General features: G+C 65.6%; 20 protein-coding genes. 9 read left to right on the forward strand and 11 right to left on the reverse strand.

From position 1 onward, the window contains the following. Positions 1-6: 6 nt before the first annotated feature. The 5 genes from ACR0FC_RS00190 to ACR0FC_RS00210 form a co-directional block, all read right to left on the reverse strand. Positions 7-879, reverse strand: a complete 873-nt coding sequence (locus ACR0FC_RS00190) for an NAD(P)-dependent oxidoreductase (protein WP_170337426.1) — start codon at positions 877-879, stop codon at positions 7-9. A gap of 133 nt (positions 880-1,012) precedes the next feature. Further along, the gene (locus tag ACR0FC_RS00195; RefSeq protein WP_170337427.1) at positions 1,013-1,771 is read right to left on the reverse strand and encodes an SDR family NAD(P)-dependent oxidoreductase; all 759 of its coding nucleotides are present in this window, start codon (positions 1,769-1,771) and stop codon (positions 1,013-1,015) included. Beyond that, a complete protein-coding gene (locus ACR0FC_RS00200; protein WP_170337428.1) occupies positions 1,768-2,700 on the reverse strand; it encodes an SDR family oxidoreductase in 933 nt (310 codons plus the stop codon). The genes ACR0FC_RS00195 and ACR0FC_RS00200 overlap by 4 nt, the downstream gene beginning before the upstream one ends. Further along, the gene (locus ACR0FC_RS00205) at positions 2,697-3,599 is read right to left on the reverse strand and encodes a bile acid:sodium symporter family protein (RefSeq protein ID WP_170337429.1); all 903 of its coding nucleotides are present in this window, start codon (positions 3,597-3,599) and stop codon (positions 2,697-2,699) included. Before ACR0FC_RS00205 ends, ACR0FC_RS00200 begins: the two co-directional genes overlap by 4 nt. Next, positions 3,596-4,912, reverse strand: coding sequence for a flavin-containing monooxygenase (locus tag ACR0FC_RS00210; RefSeq protein ID WP_170337430.1), 1,317 nt, complete (start codon positions 4,910-4,912; stop codon positions 3,596-3,598). Before ACR0FC_RS00210 ends, ACR0FC_RS00205 begins: the two co-directional genes overlap by 4 nt. 64 nt (positions 4,913-4,976) lie before the next feature. Here ACR0FC_RS00210 and ACR0FC_RS00215 point away from each other — a divergent pair, with 64 nt between their 5' ends. Beyond that, entirely contained in the window at positions 4,977-5,651 is a 675-nt protein-coding gene (locus ACR0FC_RS00215) for a TetR/AcrR family transcriptional regulator (protein ID WP_170337431.1), read from the forward strand. Between the two features lie 51 nt (positions 5,652-5,702). Here ACR0FC_RS00215 and ACR0FC_RS00220 read toward each other — a convergent pair whose 3' ends face one another. Genes ACR0FC_RS00220 through ACR0FC_RS00230 form a run of 3 tightly spaced genes read right to left on the reverse strand, consistent with a single transcriptional unit; the run spans position 5,703 to position 7,091 of the window. Next, positions 5,703-5,951: a hypothetical protein gene (locus ACR0FC_RS00220; protein ID WP_174819685.1), complete on the reverse strand. Its 249-nt coding sequence runs from the start codon at positions 5,949-5,951 to the stop codon at positions 5,703-5,705. A 47-nt stretch (positions 5,952-5,998) separates the two neighbouring features. Further along, positions 5,999-6,613 carry a pyridoxamine 5'-phosphate oxidase family protein gene (locus tag ACR0FC_RS00225; protein ID WP_170337432.1) on the reverse strand — a complete coding sequence of 205 codons (615 nt, stop codon included), beginning with the start codon at positions 6,611-6,613 and terminating at the stop codon, positions 5,999-6,001. 13 nt (positions 6,614-6,626) lie between these two features. Next, the gene (locus ACR0FC_RS00230) at positions 6,627-7,091 is read right to left on the reverse strand and encodes a nuclear transport factor 2 family protein (protein WP_170337433.1); all 465 of its coding nucleotides are present in this window, start codon (positions 7,089-7,091) and stop codon (positions 6,627-6,629) included. Positions 7,092-7,396: 305 nt separating this feature from the next. Between ACR0FC_RS00230 and ACR0FC_RS00235 the strand changes: the two genes are divergently transcribed. The 3 genes from ACR0FC_RS00235 (at position 7,397) to ACR0FC_RS00245 (ending at position 10,066) form a co-directional block, all read left to right on the forward strand. After that, positions 7,397-7,960 carry a TetR/AcrR family transcriptional regulator gene (locus ACR0FC_RS00235; RefSeq protein WP_093962879.1) on the forward strand — a complete coding sequence of 188 codons (564 nt, stop codon included), beginning with the start codon at positions 7,397-7,399 and terminating at the stop codon, positions 7,958-7,960. A gap of 48 nt (positions 7,961-8,008) precedes the next feature. After that, a complete protein-coding gene (locus ACR0FC_RS00240) occupies positions 8,009-8,800 on the forward strand; it encodes a TIGR03084 family metal-binding protein (protein WP_170337434.1) in 792 nt (263 codons plus the stop codon). A 108-nt stretch (positions 8,801-8,908) separates the two neighbouring features. Next, positions 8,909-10,066 carry an acyl-CoA dehydrogenase family protein gene (locus tag ACR0FC_RS00245; protein WP_170337435.1) on the forward strand — a complete coding sequence of 386 codons (1,158 nt, stop codon included), beginning with the start codon at positions 8,909-8,911 and terminating at the stop codon, positions 10,064-10,066. A gap of 100 nt (positions 10,067-10,166) precedes the next feature. Here the strand turns inward: ACR0FC_RS00245 and ACR0FC_RS00250 are convergent, their stop codons facing one another. Then, complete coding sequence (locus ACR0FC_RS00250; protein WP_170337436.1) at positions 10,167-11,051, reverse strand: LysR substrate-binding domain-containing protein; 885 nt, start codon at positions 11,049-11,051, stop codon at positions 10,167-10,169. A gap of 98 nt (positions 11,052-11,149) precedes the next feature. On the opposite strand from ACR0FC_RS00250, the gene ACR0FC_RS00255 reads away from it, so the two are divergent. From ACR0FC_RS00255 to ACR0FC_RS00270, 4 genes are read left to right on the forward strand one after another with little or no spacing between them, the layout of a single operon-like run. Further along, complete coding sequence (locus ACR0FC_RS00255; RefSeq protein WP_170337437.1) at positions 11,150-12,316, forward strand: pyridoxal phosphate-dependent aminotransferase; 1,167 nt, start codon at positions 11,150-11,152, stop codon at positions 12,314-12,316. An 18-nt stretch (positions 12,317-12,334) separates the two neighbouring features. Beyond that, on the forward strand, positions 12,335-14,524 hold the full coding sequence (locus tag ACR0FC_RS00260) for a dehydrogenase E1 component subunit alpha/beta (protein ID WP_170337438.1): 2,190 nt from the start codon (positions 12,335-12,337) through the stop codon (positions 14,522-14,524). Then, positions 14,521-15,555, forward strand: coding sequence for an ACP S-malonyltransferase (locus tag ACR0FC_RS00265; protein WP_170337439.1), 1,035 nt, complete (start codon positions 14,521-14,523; stop codon positions 15,553-15,555). Before ACR0FC_RS00260 ends, ACR0FC_RS00265 begins: the two co-directional genes overlap by 4 nt. Before the next feature lie 42 nt (positions 15,556-15,597). Further along, positions 15,598-16,872 (forward strand): NAD(P)/FAD-dependent oxidoreductase, encoded by a 1,275-nt coding sequence (locus tag ACR0FC_RS00270; RefSeq protein ID WP_170337440.1) that lies wholly within the window; start codon positions 15,598-15,600, stop codon positions 16,870-16,872. Between the two features lie 4 nt (positions 16,873-16,876). Here the strand turns inward: ACR0FC_RS00270 and ACR0FC_RS00275 are convergent, their stop codons facing one another. After that, positions 16,877-17,581, reverse strand: coding sequence for an SDR family oxidoreductase (locus tag ACR0FC_RS00275; RefSeq protein ID WP_170337441.1), 705 nt, complete (start codon positions 17,579-17,581; stop codon positions 16,877-16,879). Positions 17,582-17,685: 104 nt separating this feature from the next. On the opposite strand from ACR0FC_RS00275, the gene ACR0FC_RS00280 reads away from it, so the two are divergent. Next, the gene (locus tag ACR0FC_RS00280) at positions 17,686-18,537 is read left to right on the forward strand and encodes a LysR substrate-binding domain-containing protein (RefSeq protein WP_170337442.1); all 852 of its coding nucleotides are present in this window, start codon (positions 17,686-17,688) and stop codon (positions 18,535-18,537) included. On the opposite strand, the gene ACR0FC_RS00285 is transcribed toward ACR0FC_RS00280, so the two are convergent. Continuing rightward, positions 18,528-19,430, reverse strand: coding sequence for a LysR family transcriptional regulator (locus ACR0FC_RS00285; RefSeq protein ID WP_170337443.1), 903 nt, complete (start codon positions 19,428-19,430; stop codon positions 18,528-18,530). The two genes, ACR0FC_RS00280 and ACR0FC_RS00285, sit on opposite strands and share 10 nt — an antisense overlap. Positions 19,431-19,505 lie beyond the last annotated feature (75 nt).

Here is a 19,505-nt window from a genome sequence, read left to right on the forward strand (position 1 = left end):
CCCGTTTTATCCCAATGCCCGCAGGCGTTTGATCAGTGACGAGGTGTCCCAGCGGGCGCCGCCCATCTTCTGTACATCCTTGTAGAACTGATCGACCAGCGCGGTCACCGGCAGTGATGCCCCGGTCTCGTCCGCCGTGTCCAGGCAGATGCCAAGGTCCTTGCGCATCCAGTCCACAGCAAAGCCGTGGTCGAAATGGTCGTCCAGCATGGTCTCGTACCGGTTCGACATCTGCCAGCTTCCGGCGGCCCCCTGGCTGATTACCTCGACCACCGCGCGCCCGTCCAGCCCGGCCTTCTCGGCGAAATGCAGCGCTTCGCTCAGGCCCTGCACCAGCCCCGCGATGGCGATCTGGTTGCACATCTTGGTCATCTGGCCCGCGCCGCTGTCTCCGATGCGGCGGCAGATCTTGGCATAGACCTGCATCACCGGCTCGGCCCGGTCATAGGCGGCCTGATCGCCGCCGCACATAATCGACAGAACCCCATTCTCGGCCCCGGCCTGACCGCCCGAGATCGGCGCATCGACAAAAGAGATCCCGCGCGCCTTGGCCGCCGCGTAAAGCTCGCGCGTGACCTTGGCCGAAACGGTGGTGTGGTCAACAAAAACCGAGCCTTCCGCCATACCGCCGAACGCGCCGTCCGCGCCCGTGCAGACCATGCGCAGATCGTCGTCGTTGCCGACGCAGGCCATCACGAACGCGGCCCCCTCGGCGGCATCGCGCGGCGTGGTCGCCATATGGCCACCATGCTGCGACACCCATTTCTCGGCCTTGGCCGCGGTGCGGTTGTAGACGGTCACCTCATGCCCGGCCGCCTGCAGATGCCCGGCCATCGGATAGCCCATGACGCCCAGGCCAAGGAATGCAACTTTCGCCATTTTCGAGATCCTCCCTGTGACCGGTCCGGGACATGAAACGCCCACTGGCCGGAATGCTTGCCAGAGACAAAGCAAAGCCGCGCCGAAAGGGCAACCCCACACCGGGAGACGTGCCGCAAATAATGGCCGTGCGTCACGCGCCGCTGATATTGCGCTCCATCAGGCGTTGGTACAGGCGTGGGGCCAGCCGGTTCAGCCACCAGGCCAGCCGCGCCACCCGGCCCACCGGGATGACGGGCCGCCCGCGATCCAGCCCTTGCAGGATCACGCGGGCGGCCGCCTCGGGGGTCATCTCGTCCATGCCGTCGCTGGCCGATCCGGGGCGTGCGGTGCCGTCGGGCTGCCGCTCGGCCCGGCCCGGGTTGGTCGCCACGAATGAGGGCGCCGCGATATGAACCCGCACGCCATGGGGCCGTTCTTCGGACCGCAGTGATTTGAAGAAACCTTCCAGCGCGTGTTTCGAGGCCGCATAGGCCGTGCGGTGGTACAGAGGCGCAAACCCCGCCACCGACGAGATCGCCAGATGCGCACCGCGCGACCGGCGCAGCGCGGGCAGAAAGGCGCGGGCCATCGAGACGGCCGCGAAATAGTTGATCTCGAACACCTTGCGGTGGCTGGTGTCGTCGGACTGATCGAACCCGCAGATCTGGGTGATCCCGGCGTTGTAGACGACCAGATCGATGCTGTCGCAATGCGCAAGCGTATCGGTCACGGCGCGCGCCAACTGGGCCGAATCGGTCAGATCACAGGCAATCGCCATCTGCGTGGCGGTGTCCTGCACCCCGTCCACCTTCAGATCCAGCAGGACCACGCGCCATCCACGCTCTTGCAGCGCGGCCGAGAGCGCCTGACCCAGCCCGCCGGCCCCGCCCGAAATCACTGCGGTTTTCACAGACCCACACTCCTTTTCCAAAGGTCGAACACCTCGGCGCTGGTCTTCTGCGGGACATAGCCGAACACGGTCTTCAGCGCCGTATTGTCCAAAACCGGTCGGTATTGCAAGAACCGCACCTGTTCAGGCCCGTAGCGCGACAGGCGCAGAGGACGGGCCACGGCCAGCGCCGCCTTGAGTGCCCAGGCCGGCAGGCGCAGCACGGGTTTGTCCAACGCGCGGGCCAGATCGTCGACGCTCAGCGCGCCGTCCCCGGCCACGTTGTACACCCCCGGCGGCCCGTCGGTGGCCGCGCGTTTCAGGATGCGGGCTAGATCGCGGGTCCAGATGAACACGAAGGGGCTGTCGCTGCCCGCCACCGCCAGCAGGCGGGGTTTGCGGAACAGGGCGGTGATCTGGTTGTCGGTGCCGTCGCCCAGCACCGTGCCCACCCGCAGCACCACCTGCTCCAGCTGCGGCGCGGCGCTTCGGGCCTCGGCCAGCAATTCCTCGACCTGCCGCTTGTGGTCGGAATAGGGAAACTCGGGGTTGCCGCGCACCGGATCGGTTTCGCGCAGCGGCTCCGGGTTGTCCGCGTGATAGCCATAGGCCGCTCCCGACGAGGTGACGACCAGCCGCCGTACGCCATGGGCCAGCGCGGCATCGACCACCTTGCGCGTGCCGCCCACATCCACCGCATGGGCCTCGGCCCGTGACATGCCCGGCGGCGGCGTGACGATCGAGGCCAGGTGCACGATCACCTCGGGCTTCACCTTGGCGATCACCCGTGCCAAGTCGCCCGTGGTGACATCCATGCGCAGAAACGGAACCTCTTCCGGCAGCGTGTCCGGGCGGCGCAGGTCGGTGGCAAACACCTCGTGGTCGCTCAGCTCGTCCAACAGGGCGCGGCCGACCAGCCCCGCGGCGCCGGTGATCAGAATGCGGGTCATCGGGCGGCCTTGGTCCGAGCCATCAGCTGCGCCAGCGCCAGCCCCGAGATGGCATGCCAGATCCCCCAGAAGGCGGCCACCACGGCCATGCCGCCCAAGCCGTTGAAAAAGGCGAAGATCAGCACCAGTCCAAGGCCCGAATTCTGGATACCGGTCTCGATCGTGATTGCACGCCGGTCAAAGGGGGGCAGCCGGGTCAGAGTGGCCACAACCCAACCGCCCCCCAGTGCCAGTGCGTTGTGAGCGATCACAAGCCCGGCGACCGCCCCGGCGTAGCCCAGGAAGAAACTCCAGTTGGCCGCCAGGGCGAGCACGACGAAAGCCATGAAAATAGCCATGGACAGGATCTGCAGCGGCCCGCGCAGCCGCGCCGTCAGGGCGGGGCGCTTCTGGTTCAGCGTCACGCCCAGAACCAGCGGCAGGATCAGCATCAACCCGACGATGATGGCGATCTGCACCGGGTCGATCTGGGTCTGCTGCAGAATGGCGCGGGTCGGCGGGTACAGCCCGCCCCAAAGCGCGATGTTGAACGGTGTCATCACGATGGCCCCGATGGTGGCGAAGGCGGTCATCGACACCGAAAGCGCCGCGTTTCCGCCCGCCCGATGGGTGATGAAATTCGAGATATTCCCCCCCGGACAGGCCGCCACCAGGATCAGCCCCAAGGCGATCGAGGGGCGCGGCTCGGTCAGCCAGACCAGCAGGAAGGTCAGCGCCGGCAGCACCAGGAATTGCGAGGCCAGCCCCACCACCACCGGCTTGGGCGCGCGCCGCAGCCGGTCGAAGTCGCGTGGTGACAGGTCGATGGCGATCGAGAACATCACGATCGCCAGGATCGCGTTCAGCAGGGTCAGCGAGCCGGGGTTGAAATTCAGCGTGATCTCGTCGATGCCGGTCATGCGCGGGCTTTCCGGAACCGCGCGATCCAATCCGTCACCGCCTTGCGATAGGTCGCCTTGTCCACGTAATAGGCCATGCGGGGCAGGTTCAGATACTGCATGCCTCCGGTGGCGCGCTGATAGTCTTTTTGTTTTTCCGCCTTCAGCGCCGCGGCCACGGGGCAGCCGGACTGAAGACCCTTGATATAGCGCGCCACCATTTCGGCCTGCTCGTGGCGTCCTTGCCAGCCCAGCCCGGTGGCCTCGATCATGCCCAGAACAAACAGGTCGTCGCGTTCGGGATGCATGGCGTTCAGGTACAGATGCGGCGCATCGCCCTGCCAGTTCAGCAGGTTCGGGTCGATGAACGGGTAATGCAGCTTGTAGCCGGTCGCGGCCAGAATCATGTCATAGTCGCTGGCGCTGCCGTCCTTGAAGTGAACGGTGCGGCCCTCGATCCGGTCGATATCGGGGCGAATGCGCAGATCGCCGTGGCCCGCGTGATACAGGACCAGCGAATTCACCACCGGGTGGCTTTCGTAAAGCTTGTAGTCAGGCTTGGGAAAGCCGTATTTCTGCGGGTCGCCCACGAACCAGCGCAGAATCATCCCGTCGATCCGGCGCTTCAGCCACATGGGCAGGCGGATCATCCCGCCCAGCGTGTCGGCGGGTTTGCCAAAGACGTATTTCGGCACGAAATAGTATCCCCGCCGCATCGACAGGTCGCACTGCGCGGCGTGATGGATGGCGTCCACCGCAATGTCGCACCCGGAATTGCCCGCGCCCACGACCAGCACCCGCTTGCCGTCGAACTGGCTGGGATAGCGGTACTGCGAGGCGTGGATCAACTCGCCGTCGAACTTGCCGGGAAAATCGGGCATGTTGGGCTCCGACAGGGTACCGTTCGCGATCAGAACCCCGGCAAACTCACCGCTATGCGTTCCCTGGTCGTCCCGCCAGGTCAGTCGCCAGCCATCGCCCGGCGCGCCCAGTGGCGATGCGTCTATCACCTCGGTGTTGAACCTGTAGTGATCGCGCAGTCCGAAATGATCGGCAAAAGCCCGGAAATAGTCGCGCATCTGCCGGTGCGACGGGTATTCAGCTACGTCGTCGCCCATCGGAAAATCGGCAAATTCGGTCATCGACTTGGACGAGATCAGATGCGCGGATTCGTACATGGTCGACCGCGGCGCATCGATATCCCACAGCCCGCCCACATCGGAATGCAGTTCGAACCCCTTAAACGGGATGCCCTGTTCCTTCAGCACCTTGGCCGCCGCCAGCCCCATCGGACCTGCGCCGATCAAGGCATATGCCTTGCGCACTTGTGTCATGAACCCTCCCCTGCTCGTGGCGCTTAACTTGAACGATCGTCCAAAATAAGGCAAGATGAAAAACATGAGCGCGAAATACATTGAAAAACAAAGGCAAAGGGCGCCGTCGGCCCGGTCGCTTGAAACCAAGGCGCGGATTCTGGACGCGGCCGAGGCGCTGTTTGCCGAGCGGGGATTCGAGGGCGCCTCGATCCGCGACATCGCCACGCGCGCCGGGGTGCAGGTGGGTCTGGTCCACCACCATGGCGGCGGCAAGGAAGAGCTGTTCTTCCAGACTGTCGCGCGCCGCGCCGACGAGCTTGCCCGGATCCGGATGCAGGCGCTGGAGGATCGGCGCGCGCAGGGCCCGCTGACCCTGCGGGGCATTCTGGACTGTTTCATCCGCCCCTATGTCAGCCTTGCCGAAACCGGCGGCCCGGGCTGGATGGCCTATGGGCGGCTGGTGGCGCATGTGTCGGTCGATCCGCGCTGGCGCCATATCGCGGCCGAGTGTTTCGACCCAACCGCTCAGCTATTCATCCGTGAGATCGCCGCGCTGTATCCGCAGGCCGATCCGGCGCTGTTGGCCACGGGCCAGATCTATTCGGTTTCGGCGATGCTGGCGCATCTCAACAGCGCCTGGCGGGTGCAGGCACTGTCACAGGGGGGCGATCTGTCCGGGATCGACCAATTGGTCGAATTCTGCGCCGCGGGGATCGAGGCAATGGTGCACTCGGGCCCCGCTCGGCTCAGTCGATAGCGCGGGCGGTGCCCGAGACGCGCGGGGATTCAAGATTTCGGTCCTCAATTGTCAGTTTGTCGGCAGCTTGGGTGAAGACTCGGGCTTTGGTTGCGCCTTGGATTCTGTGTAGGGGGTGAGCACGGGATAAGCGCTCTGCATCGCTTCGATGGTCTGTGCCCGGAACTGGGTCTGAAACGGGTCGGGCTCGGCGGCGCGCACGGCCTCGGGCGAGAGGTAGAAGCCGACGGTCACGACCGAGACCGCAAAGACCGATCCGGCGGTCAGGGTTGCAAGTGTGTTGGTAATCGCGCGTAGCATGGCATTGATACTCCTATTGCTGACGGTTTCGGGGTCTTGGGGTTGCCTCAGGCCTTTCGGGCCAGAGTCTGCTTCAGTTGGTCGTTCTCGGCCTGCAGCTGGGCCAGTTGGCGGCCAAGCTCGTTCAGATGGGGGCGCAGCTCGGCCTCGGTGAAGCGCGGAGTGATGTGGCGCGGGCAGTTCCAGTCCAGCGCTGCGACATGGATGATCGCCGCGCGTTCCGCCTCGGCCCCATCGGGAAACAGATCGCGCGCGGCCTCGGCGCCTTCGCGAAAGTCCACGCGGCCCAGGATCTTGAGCCTGCGCTGGTTGGCATAATCCATCAGGATCAGCGCGATCCGGTCATTGCCGTCCAGGTTCCCGCGCGAGATATACTGCTTGTTGCCCGCGAAATCGGCAAAGCCGATGGTCCGGTCGTCCAGCACCTTCAGAAACCCCGCCGGCCCGCCGCGATGCTGGACATAGGGCCAGCCGGTCTCGGACACGGTGGATTGATAGAACCCGTCGCGCGCCTCTATGAAGGCCTGCTCGGCGGGGCCGATCAGGTGGCCCTGCTGCGGGCCGCCGTCGATGAACTTGGCGTAGGAGGCGGCGGACCCCATCCGCTCTTGATGCGCGCGGACGGCGGGGGTGAAGGTCAGTTCGGAAAAGGCTCGGGGCATGGGGAGCCTCCTTTCACAGGTTCAGGTCGGACAGGCCGGGATGGTCGGCGGGCCGCGGCCCCAGGGGCCAGTGAAACAGGCGCTGGGCGTCGGTGATCGGCAGATCGTTCAAGGACGTATGTCGCTGGGCCATCCGGCCATCGGCGGCGAACTCCCAGTTCTCGTTGCCGTAGGAGCGGAACCACTGCCCTCTGTCGTCGTGCCATTCATAGGCATAGCGCACCGCGATGCGGTTCCCGTCACAGGCCCACAGCTCCTTGATCAGGCGATAGTCCAGCTCGGTGCGCCATTTGCGGGTCAGAAAGGCGTGGATCTCGGCGTGGCCGGTCAGGAACTCGGACCGGTTCCGCCACTGGCTGTCCTCGGTATAGGCCGGGGTCACGATGTCGGGGTCGCGGCTGTTCCAGGCGTCTTCGGCCTTGCGGACCTTTTCGATGGCGGTCTGCGTCGTGAACGGGGGCAGAGGAGGGCGCGGCATGATGGGGGGCTTTCAGGCGAGGGTGGCGGCCAGAAGGGCCACAGTCAGAAGGAAGGGAACATAGCTTGCGGGAAATGGGCTGGCGCGGCGTCGCATCGGTCAAATCCTTTGGGTGTACAGATCAGTAAACTGCGTTGATAAGGTGTACAGATCGGTCACCACTTTCAACCCTTGGGTCAAAAAAAGTTTTTCGATATGGCCGGTGGTATAGAGAAAAAGACCTAATAACAGCGACTTCAACGGTGTGAATTGCACCTGAACGGAAAAGGTATTATGTACTGATCTGTACGCAAAGGAGCCGAATCATGCGTCCGAACAAACGGGATGAGCTGGTCCGCAAGGCGCTGCAGGTGTTTTACCGCGACGGGTTTCACGCCACCGGAATGGACCGGCTGGTGGTCGAAACCGGCGTCTCAAAGACCTCGATGTACAAGCATTTCCGCACCAAGGAAGAGCTGATCCTGGCGGTGCTGCGCCTGCGGGACGAGAATTTTCGCAACTGGTTCGTGCGCCGGATCGAAGAACTGGCCGACACCCCCGCCGATCAACTGCTGGCCGCGTTCGATGCGCTGGGCGAATGGTTCCGCGAGGACAATTTCCGCGGCTGCATGTTCATCAAGGCCGGGGCCGAGTACCAAGACCCCGACCACCCGATCCATGTGCAGGCAGGCGAGCACAAGCGCCTGTTGCTGGAGTATTTCACCGACCTGTGTCGCAAGGCCGGGGCGCAGGGCCCGGACAAGCTGGCCTGCCAGCTGCTGCTGTTGAAAGAGGGCGCGATCGTCACCGCCGTGCTGCTCCGCAACGGCGATCCCGCGCGCGACGCCAAAGAGGCGGCTGCCGTCTTGCTGAAAAACGCGCTGGCTTGACCCATGAAAACCCGCTTTAGTCCCTGAAGCAGGCAAAAGGGGGGGCGTATGCAGCAGGCTTCGGATTTTCTGGAAGAATGTCAGGTTCTTGATGACGCTCTGAAGGGGCTGGGTGCCGCGGATTGGCAAATCGTGACCCAGTTCAAAGACTGGACGATCGACGATGTGTTGGTGCACCTGCATTTCTGGAACCAGATGGCCGATCTGTCGCAGCGTGACCCGGATGGGTTCGACGCAAGGGTGCAGCAGGTGATGCCGCGTATTCAGGCCGACGGGTTCCGTGCGACGGAAAACGTTGCAATCACCGAGCGTGGACATGAACTGCGCGCCGCATGGTCTGATCTATGCAGCCGAATGGGCCGCGACTGGTTGGGCCTGGACCCCAAGGCGCGGGTCAAATGGGTGGGGCCGGATATGTCGGTGCGGTCCTCGATGACCGCCCGGCAGATGGAGACCTGGGCGCATGGTCAGGAGGTGTTCGACACCCTTGGCTTGACCCGGCCCGAGACCGCCCGGATCCGCAACATCGTCGTGCTGGGGGTGAACACCTTTGGCTGGACCTTCACGGTACATGGCCGCCCGGTGCCACCGGTGGCACCTCATCTGCGCCTGACCGCGCCCTCGGGGGAGCTGTGGGAATTCGGCGCGCCCGGTGCCGACCTGATCGAAGGACTGGCCGTCGATTTTGCCCGCGTGGTGACCCAGACCCGAAACGTGGCGGACACCGGCCTGTCGGTGCAGGGGCCGGTCGCGCAGGAGTGGTTGGCCATCGCCCAGTGTTTCGCCGGCGCCCCCGAAACGCCGCCGCCGCCCGGTGCCCGGCATTGCGTAGGGCATTGACGCCAAAGGACGTTGCGTAGCAGCGCAAACCGACGCGGCGTCACCCGGATTGGCGGAATCGGCGGCGAAAGCTACCCTTTCCGCCAACAGAATTCCGGAGAACCAATCATGTCGCTTTTTACCTCGACCGCTTCCTGGGTCACTGACGAACACCGCATGTTTGCCGAAATGGCCGGACGGTTCATGGATGATGAGCTGGTGCCCAACATCGAAGCGTGGGCCGAGCAGGGCGTGGTCGATCGCGACTTCTGGCGGAAAGCCGGGGAAACCGGGCTGATGGCCGGGGCCATCCCCGAGGAATTCGGCGGTGTCGGCGGCGGTATGGGTTTTGATGCGGTCACGATCTATGAGCAGACCTCGCGGGGGGATGCAGGCTGGGGCTATGGCATCCAGTCGATCGTAATCCATTACATCACCGCCTATGGCAGCGAGGACCAAAAGAAGAAATGGCTGCCCAAGCTGGCCTCGGGCGAGATGGTCGGCGCGCTGGCCATGACTGAACCGGGCACAGGCTCGGACGTTCAGGCGATCCGCACCACCGCCGAGAAGGATGGCAACTCGTACCGGATGAACGGGTCCAAGATCTTCATCACCAACGGCCAGACCGCCGACCTGATCATCGTGGCCGCCAAGACCGACAAGTCGCTGGGTTCCAAGGGCGTGTCGCTGATCGCGGTCGAGACCGAGGGGGCCGAGGGCTTCCGCCGGGGGCGCAACCTCAAGAAGTTGGGCATGAAGGCCAATGACACGGCCGAGCTGTTCTTCGAGGACGTCAAGGTGCCGATGACCAACCTGCTAGGCTCCGAGGAGGGGCAGGGCTTCTATCAGCTGATGAAGCAACTGCCGTGGGAACGTCTGACCATCGGCATCATGGCGCTGGGCGCGATCGACTTCGCCATCGCTGAAACGGTGAAATACACCCAAGAGCGCAAGGCGTTCGGCCAACGAGTGATGGACTTCCAGAACACCCGCTTCAAGCTGGCGGAATGCAAGACCAAGGCCGAGGTGCTGCGCAGCTTCGTCAATGACTGCATCGGCAAGCTGGAGGCCGGTCAGCTGGATGCGGCCACCGCCTCGATGGTGAAATACTGGGGGTCCGAGGTGCAGAACGAGATCATGCATGAATGCCTGCAGCTGTTCGGCGGCTATGGCTTCATGATGGAATACCCGATCGCGCGGCTTTACGCGGATGCGCGGGTGCAGATGATCTATGGCGGCACCAACGAGGTAATGAAGGAACTCATCGCCCGCTCGATCGACGTCTGACCGGGGCTCCCGCCCGTCGTCAACGGCACTTGCGGGCCGCCTTCTCCGGTTGGGCCCGGCCGCGCCCGAGCGATGCTCGGCCGCGGCGGTGCCGGATCGGCTAAGTCAGCTGCCCCTGCAGCCAAGCGCGGAACGAGACAAGCGGGGCCGGTTCCGTGCGATTTTGCGGCCATACAAGATAGTAGTCGCCCAGACTGACCGGCGGAGCTGCGCAGGCCGGAACCAACCGGCCGGCCTCGAGCTCGGCTGAGATGAGATGGCTGGGCAGCAGTGCAACGCCCAGCCCATGGATCGTGGCCTGGATAATGGTCGAAAACTGGTCGAACAGCATGCCTCGGACGCCCTCGACAGGGGTGCCTTGCGCGGCGAACCAGCGTTCCCACGCATCGGGCCGGGTATCCAGATGCAGCAGTGGTGCGTCGACCAGCCATTCAACCTTTGGGGTTTCGGCTGGCAGCAGCGCTGGCGCGCAGACCGGCAGAACCTCTTCGCACATGATCGGCAGATAGTTCACCCCGGTCCAGTCTCGCTGGCCGAAATGGATAGCCGCGTCGAAAGGTTCGGTGCCGAAGTCGAAAGGCTTGAGCCGTGTGCTCAGGTTCATCGTCACTTCGGGGTGGCGCTGCGCGAAATCCTGCAGGCGCGGTGCCAGCCAGTGCATGCCGAACGCGGGCAGAATCGACAGTTGCAAAGAACCGCCAGAGGGGTTGGCCTTCAGCTTCAGTGAGGCCTGCGCCAGTTGCTGCAGCGCTGTTCGGGCGGTTTCCACGTATTCCTTGCCAGCGGGTGTGAGTTGCAGGCGCATTTGGTCGCGCTGGATCAGCGCGACGCCCAGCTGTTCTTCGACGGCCTTCAACTGGCGACTGACCGCGCTTTGGGTCAGCGAGAGTTCATCGGCTGCTGCTGAAGCGCTGCCTAGGCGGTCGACGGCTTCGAGCGCCAACAGGGAAGAAATAGACGGCAGAAATCGACGCGGCGCCAGCATATGATTTTCCCTCATGGCTTGTGGAGGGAATATCACTGGTGGATCCTCCAATCCAATAGCAAAAAGGCGCAGCCGTAGAAAAGTGCAGCGGGGCGATTATGACCATTCAGAACAGTTTGAGCGGATTTCGGAGGGCGGGCCGTCTCGACGGGATCGAATTGTCCGAGATCGTCCAGATCTCGGAACGGGCCGCGCAGCTGCGGGCGCAGAGCGTGGACGTGATCGCGCTCAGCACCGGCGAGCCCGACTTTCCGACCCCGCCGCATGTGGTCGAGGTCGCGCACAAGGCGGCGCTGGACGGTCAGACCCGATATCCCGCCACCGCCGGAACCCCGGCCCTGCGTGCCGCCATCGCGGAACAGGCCGGGGTCGAGTCTGCGCAGGTCATCGTCTCGACCGGGGCTAAGCAGGTGCTGGCCGGCGCGTTCCTCGCGACGCTCGATCCGGGCGATGAGGTCATCACCACCGCGCCCTTCTGGACCAGCTATGCCGACATGGTGAAGCTGGCGGGCGGCACTCCGGTGGTGCTGGACTGCCCGCGTGAACAGGGTTTCAAGCTGACCCCCGAACAGCTCGATGCCGCGATCAGCCCGCGCACCCGCTGGCTGCTGCTGAACACGCCCTCGAACCCGACCGGGGCGGTTTACACCGAAAGCGAATTGCGAGCGTTGGGCGACGTGCTGGAGCAGCACCCGCAGGTCTGGGTGATCTCGGACGAGATCTATCAGCACCTTGCCTATGTGCCTTTCACACCCTTCGTTCAGGCGGTTCCGGCGCTGGCAGACCGCACGCTGACGGTGAACGGCGTGTCCAAGGCCTATTCGATGACCGGCTGGCGCATCGGCTGGGGGATCGGCCCCGCGCCGCTGATCAAGGCGATGGTGGCGGTGCAGGGGCAGATCACCTCAGGCGCCTGCTCCATCGCGCAGGCGGCGGCGCTGGCCGCGCTGACCGGCCCGCAGGACCTGCTGACCGAACGCCGCGAGGCCATGCGCGCGCACCGCGATCTGGTGGTGGCAAGCCTGAATGCCGCCGGATTGGACTGCGCGGCGCCCGACGGGGCCTTTTACGTCTTCCCGCGGACGCCTGCTGCGATGCCCTCGGACCCCGAGTTCTGCCGCCACCTGCTGGATCATGCGGGCGTCGCGGTGGTGCCGGGGCGGGCCTTTGGCATGCCGGGGCATTTTCGGCTTTCCTTTGCCTATGACACCGATAGCCTGACCCAAGGCCTGCGCCGGATTACCGACGCTACGGCCAAACTCTGACCTGACCGGGGAACCCAGATGGATCGCGCCCAGATCGTTCACGAAAACTTCCTGACCCGCGTCGCCAATCGCGACCTGCCCAAAGGCGCGCCGCCGCGCCCGGGCCTGACTGCGCCCGAGGCGGTGTCGCTGTTCCGCTCGCAGGTGCTCAGCCGCGCGCTGGATCGCACCAGCCGGGCGATGCAGAAGGCGGGGCAGGGGTTCTACACCATCGGATCCTCGGGGCACGAGGGGATGGCCGCCGTGGCCCATGCCCTGCGGCCGACCGACATCGCCTTTCTGCACTATCGCGACGCCGCCTTTCAGATCGCACGCGCCGAGCAGGTGCCCGGTCAGCAGATCGCCTGGGACATGCTGCTGAGTTTCGCGTGTTCCAAAGAGGACCCGACCTCGGGCGGGCGGCACAAGGTGCTGGGGTCCAAGGCGCTGATGATCCCGCCGCAGACCTCGACCATCGCCAGCCACCTGCCCAAGGCGGTGGGCGCGGCCTACAGCCTGGGCGCGGCGCGGCGGCACGACCCCGAGCACCGGCAACTGCCCGAGGATGGCATTGCCATGTGTTCCTTTGGCGACGCTTCGGCCAACCACTCCACCGCGCAGGGGGCGATCAACACCGCAGGCTGGACCAGCGTGCAGTCGATCCCGCTGCCGCTCTTGTTCGTGTGCGAGGACAACGGCATCGGCATCTCGGTCAAGACGCCCAAGGGCTGGATTCAGGCCTCGATGGAGCATCGACCGGGCATCAGGTATTTTCAGGCCAACGGGCTGGACATCTTCGAGACCTTCGCGGTGGCGCAGCAGGCGGCCGACTATGTCCGCACCCGGCGCAAACCGGCCTTCCTGCACCTGAAAACCGTGCGCCTGTATGGTCATGCCGGGGCGGATGTGCCGACCACCTATCTCAGCCGCGCCGAGGTCGAGGCCGACGAGGCCAATGATCCGCTGCTGCATTCGGTGCGCCTGCTGGATCAGGCCGGGGCGCTATCGCCCGGTCAGGCGATGAAGATCTATGAACAGACCTGCGCCCGCACCGACCGCATCGCGGCGCAGGCCGCCACCCGTCCGCATCTGACCACCGCCGCCGAGGTCGCGGCCAGCCTGATCCCGCCCAAGCGCCCCTGCAAGCCCACCAACGGCCCCAGCGCCGAGGCCCGCGCCGCAGCTTTCGGCAGCGACCTGCGCGCGATGGACGACCCGCAGCCGATGGCCCGCCTGATCAACTGGGCCCTGACCGACCTGATGCTGGAACATGGCGAGATCGTCTGCATGGGCGAGGATGTGGGCCGCAAGGGTGGCGTCTATGGCGTGACCCAGAAGCTGCAACAGCGCTTCGGCCCCGACCGGGTGATCGACACGCTGCTGGACGAACAGTCCATCCTCGGCCTTGCCATCGGCATGGCCCACAACGGCTTCGTCCCGATCCCGGAGATCCAGTTCCTCGCCTATCTGCACAATGCCGAGGACCAGATCCGGGGCGAGGCCGCCACGCTGCCCTTCTTCTCGAACGGGCAGTTCACCAACCCGATGGTCGTGCGGATCGCCGGGCTGGGATACCAGAAGGGCTTTGGCGGGCATTTCCACAATGACAACTCGCTGGCCGTGCTGCGCGACATTCCGGGCGTCATCATCGCTTGCCCCTCGACCGGGGAAGATGCGGCCCGGATGCTGCGCGAATGCGTGCGGCTGGCGCGTGAAGAGCAGCGCGTGGTGGTGTTCCTCGAACCCATCGCGCTTTACCCGATGCGCGACCTGCATCAGGCGCAGGACGGCGCCTGGATGACCCGCTATCCCGCGCCCGGCGAACGCATCGCGCTGGGCGAGGTGGGCGTGCATGGAGACGGCACCGATCTGGCCATCGTGACCTACGGCAACGGCCAATACCTGTCGAAACAGGCCCTGCCCGAGCTGCAGGGTGCCGGGCTCAACACCCGCATCATTGACATGCGCTGGCTGGCGCCGCTGCCGGAACAGGCCCTGTTGGAGGCCACCAGGGGCTGCAAGCACGTCCTGATCGTCGATGAATGCCGCCGCACCGGAAGCCAGTCCGAGGCGCTGATGACGCTCTTTGCCGAGCAAACCGACCTGCCCACCGCCCGCGTGGTGGCCGAGGATTGCTATATCGCCACCGGCCCCGCCTATGCCGCGCCGCTGCCCTCGCGCGAGGGGATCGTGGCCACCGCCCTGACCCTGACCGGAGCCAAGAAATGACCCGCACCGCTGTCGTGATCTGCCCCGGCCGGGGCACCTACAACAAGCCCGAGCTGGGCTATCTGCACCGCCACCACGCGGGCCGGATGGAGCTGTTCCGCGAATTCGACGCCATCCGCGCAGAGACGGGCCAAGAGGCGGTGACCGCGCTGGACGGCGCGTCGCGCTTCTCGGTCAGCAAGTATTCGCGCGGCGACGTGGCCTCGCCCCTGATTTATGCCGCCGCACTGGCCGATGCGCAGGCTCTGGCCGAGGATATCGAGGTGGTGGCCGTCACCGGCAACTCGATGGGCTGGTATATCGCGCTGGCCGCCGCGGGGGCGCTGTCGCCCGAAAACGGGTTCCGGGTGGTAAACATCATGGGCACGCTGATGCAGACCCACCTGATCGGCGGGCAGCTGGTCTATCCCTTCACCGGCGACGACTGGCGCGACGACCCGACCCGCAAGGCCGAACTTTTGGCCGAAGTTGCGCGCATCAATGCCCTGCCGGAGCATGACCTCGCCCTGTCGATCGATCTGGGCGGGATGCTGGTGCTGGCGGGCAACGAGGCCGGGCTCAAGGCGTTCGAGGCTGCCCAGCCCGTGGTGCCGGAGCGGTTCCCGATGCGGCTGGCCAACCACGCCGCCTTTCACACGAGCCTGCAGGCCCCCGTGGCGCAGGAAAGCCGCCGCCAATTGCCCGCCACGCTGTTCACTCAGCCGGACCTGCCGATGATCGACGGGCGCGGCAAGATCCGGTGGCCCGGCGCCACCGACACGGGCGCGCTGTGGGATTACACGTTGGGCCATCAGGTGACCGAGCCTTACGACTTTACCCGCGCGGTGCAGACCGCCGCCCGCGAATTCGCGCCCGACCTGTTCATCGTGACCGGCCCCGGTGCCACGCTGGGCGGCGCGGTGGCGCAGTCGCTGGTGCTGGCCAACTGGCGCGGCATGTCCGACAAGGAGAGCTTTCAGGCCCTGCAAGCCCAGAACCCGTTCCTGATCGCGCTGGGGCGCGAGGATCAAAGACCTCTTGCCATCGGCTGAGCCCTCGGGAAATCTGCGCTCGCATTCAAGGACATCCCGCCCATGACCACCGACCCGGAAATCAGCCTGTGGACCAGAACCAGCCGCGAGCGGGTGGACGCCCCGCCCCTGACCGGGTCCGTCACGGTGGACCTTGCGGTGATCGGCGGCGGCTACACGGGTTGCTCGGCGGCACTGCACGCGGCGCAGGCGGGGGCCTCGGTCTGTCTGCTCGAGGCGCACCAGATCGGCCATGGCGGGTCGGGCCGCAATGTCGGGCTGGCCAATGCCGGGCTGTGGCTGCCCCCGGCCGAGATCCGCGCCCATCTGGGCCGCGAGGCGGGCGATCGGTTGATCGCCCTGCTGGCGCAGGCCCCGGCCGAGGTGTTCCGCCTGATCCGTGACCACGCCATCGACTGCGAGCCGGTGCAGGCCGGAACCCTGCACCTAGCCCATTCGCCAAAAGGTCTGCGCGACCTGCAGGCCCGCCACCAACAACTGTCATCCGACGGCGCGCCGGTCGAGCTGCTGTCCGCGCAGGAAGCCGCCCGCCGCACTGGCAGCGAGGCCTTTCACGGCGCTATTTTCGACCCGCGCGCCGGGACGATCCAGCCGCTGGCCTATGTGCAAGGCCTCGCCCGCGCAGCGCGGCAGGCCGGGGCGGCGATCCACGCCAACAGCCCGGTGCAGACCCTGCGCCACGATGGCGAGCTATGGCATCTGGAGACGCCGCAAGGCTTGGTGCGGGCCAAGGCGCTGATCCAAGCCACCAACGCCTATCATGCAGGACTGCCCGACACCCGTCAGGATTATGTGCCGGTCTACTACTTCCAATACGCCACCGACCCACTGCCCGAGGTCATCCGCGCCACCCTGCTGCCGGGGGGCGAGGGCTGCTGGGATACCGGGCTGATCATGACCTCGTTCCGCATGGATCAGGCCGGGCGGCTGGTGATCGGGGCGATGGGTGATCTGGGACACGTCGGCAGCTTTGCCCATCGCGGCTGGATCACGCGGAAACTGGCGCAGATCTTTCCCCCGCTGGCCGAACGGCCGCTGAAAGACGGCTGGCACGGGCGCATTGCCATGACCTCGGACCACATCCCGAAACTGGTTCAGATCGGGCCGAACGCCTTGTCGACGCATGGCTATTCCGGGCGCGGCATCGGGCCGGGCACTGTCTTCGGCCGCATGATGGCCGACAGCCTGCTGACGGGCGACCCCGCCCGCCTGCCATTGCAACCGGTGACCGCCCATCACGAAAGCTGGACAGGCTTGCGCCGCGCCTTCTTTGAAACCGGCGCGGCGCTGACGCATCTGGTCAAGGCAAGGGTCTGACCGGTCAGACCGAGCGGGTGATCCCGCCATCCACCCGGATGTTCTGCCCGGTGATGTAACCGCCGCCCTCGGAGGCCAGCAGCGATATGACTGAGGCGATCTCGTCATAGCTGCGCCCATAGCGGCCCATGGGGATCTTGGCCTTGAACTCTTCTTTCTCAGGCAGGCTGTCGATGAAGCCGGGCAGGACGTTGTTCATGCGGATATTCTCGGCGGCATATTTGTCGGCGAACAGCTTGGTGAACGCCGCCAGCCCGGCCCGGAACACGCCCGAGGTCGGAAATACCGGGTCCGGCTCAAACGCCGCGAAGGTCGAGATGTTGATGATCGCCCCGCCGCCCTGCGCCTGCATGATCGGCGTCACCAGCCTTGTGGGGCGCACCGCGTTCAGGAAATAGACGTCCATCCCCTGATGCCAGTCTTCGTCGGTCAGCTCCAGCACCGGCGCGCGCGGGCCATGCCCGGCCGAGTTCACCAGCACGTCGATCCGCCCCCAATGGGCCATCGCCGCATCCACCAGCCTCTGCAGGTCGTCATTCGACTGGTTCGAGCCGGTCACGCCTACGCCGCCCAGCTCGGCTGCCAGCGCCTCGCCCTTGCCGGACGAGGACAGGATGCCCACCTTGAACCCGTCCGCCGCCAGCCGCCGCGCCGCATCCGCGCCCATGCCGCTGCCGCCGGCGGTGATCAGAGCCACTTTTTCCGTCATCTTTGTTCTCCGTTTCAATCTGCCGCCAAGATGAAGCGTGGCAGGCCGTTTGACCAATCAGTTCTTCTGCCTTAAGGGTGTAGAAAATCTATAGTATGGATGCCATGGCTGCCCTTCCTCCGCTGAACGCTCTGCGCGCCTTCGAGGCGTCAGCCCGTCACCTGAACTTCAGGCTGGCGGCGCAGGAACTGGGTGTCACCCAAGGGGCGGTTGCCCAGCAGGTTCGGGGCCTCGAGGCGCGGCTGGGAACCCCGTTGTTCGACCGCCTGCCGCGCGGCCTGCGGCTGACCGAGGCCGGACGGCGATTCCACGCGCCTCTGCGTCGCGCTTTTCGCCTGATTGAAGAGGCGGTCGAAGACCTGTCCGGCCAGCGCCAGATCACCTTATCGGTCACGCCCAGCTTTGCCTCGAAATGGCTGGTGCCGCGGCTGGGCGATTTCACCGCGCGCCACCCGGATGTCTCGGTGCAGGTCGATGCGCGCGAGCGGCTGGCTGATTTCCAGACGGACGGGGTGGATATCGCGGTGCGGCAGGGCCGCGCGCGGTTTGGCGACGGCCTGGTGGCCGAGCCGCTGTTCCCCACCGAATTCGTCGTGGTTGGCAGCCCCGACCTGGCCGCGCAGGTGACATCGGCGCAAGACCTGCTGGCGCATGTACTGCTGAGCGATTCTCATGGCCTTTGGCCCCTGTTTCTGGAACGCGCCGGCGTGCAGGGGCGCCCGAGAATGATGAATTTCAGCCAGACCAGCCTGGCCATCGACGCCGCCGTGGCCGGGCAGGGCTTTGCATTGGCAAATGCGCCACTGGTCGCGGCCGAGCTGATGGCGGGGCGGCTGGTGCAACCGCTGGCGCAGGTGCTGCTGGACGATCTGGGGTTCCATATCGTCATCCCGCGCAAGCCGCGGCAGCCGGATCTGGTGGCGCTGATGCGCGACTGGTTGCGGGCTCAGGCCTGAAGCGTGGCGGCGATCGCCGCGATCCGCCGGCGCAGCCAGCGATGGGCGGGATCGTTGGCGAACCGCTGGTGCCAGACCATATAGATCGAAACCGGCTGACAATCGAAGGGCAAGGGCGCGCAGTTTAGCGCCGCCAAAGGCCCTTGTTTCATCAGCGCCGTGTCGGTCGAGATCAGATCGCTGCCTTTCACGAAGGCCGGGATCGCGTTGAAATGCGGCAAGGTCACGGTGGGCGGGCGGATCTGGCTCTGATCCACGCCGCGCATCACCGCCCGCGCGTTGCGCCCATCGGGAAACCGCACCTCGACATGGTCGGCGGCGCAATAGGCGGCCCAGTCGGCGGGCGGATCACGCCGCTCGGCGTCGTAAAACACCATCAGGGGGCTGCTCACCAGCAGCTTCTGAAAGATGTCGGGGCCGTCCGGCGGCAGCGGGGTCAGCATCAACTGGCACCGGTCGCTGCGCAGCAGTTCCGGGTCGGGCACGCCCGAGGGCATGAACCCCAGCTGCAGCCGCACCCCATCGGCCCGCGCCCTGCGCAGCAACTTCGGAAAGATCAGCTCGCGCGGCATGTCGTTGGTGGCGATCTGGACGGCGATCTCTTCGGACAGCGGGTCAAAGGGCCGCTCGTCGGTCAGGGCGCGCATCCCGTCCAGCACCTTCTGAACCGGCTCCTTCAGCGCCAGCGCCCGCTCGGTCGGGGTAAGCCCTTGACCGGAGCGCACGAACAGCGGATCGCCCAGCACATGCCGCAACTTGGCCAACGTGTGGCTGATGGCCGATTGCGTAACGCCCAGGCGGTCGGCGGCCTTCGAGACCGAGTTTTCCTCGAGAATCGTCAGGAAGGTGCGCAGGACCTTGCCGTCCAGATCAGTGAAATCGATTTTCTTCATACCGTTTATGATCTGCCATGAATGGTGTTGCTGTTCATGCCGCGCTAGGGGAAGCTTGGCAACAGGAGGCACGCG

The organism is Ruegeria sp. BB9 (assembly GCF_056539345.1).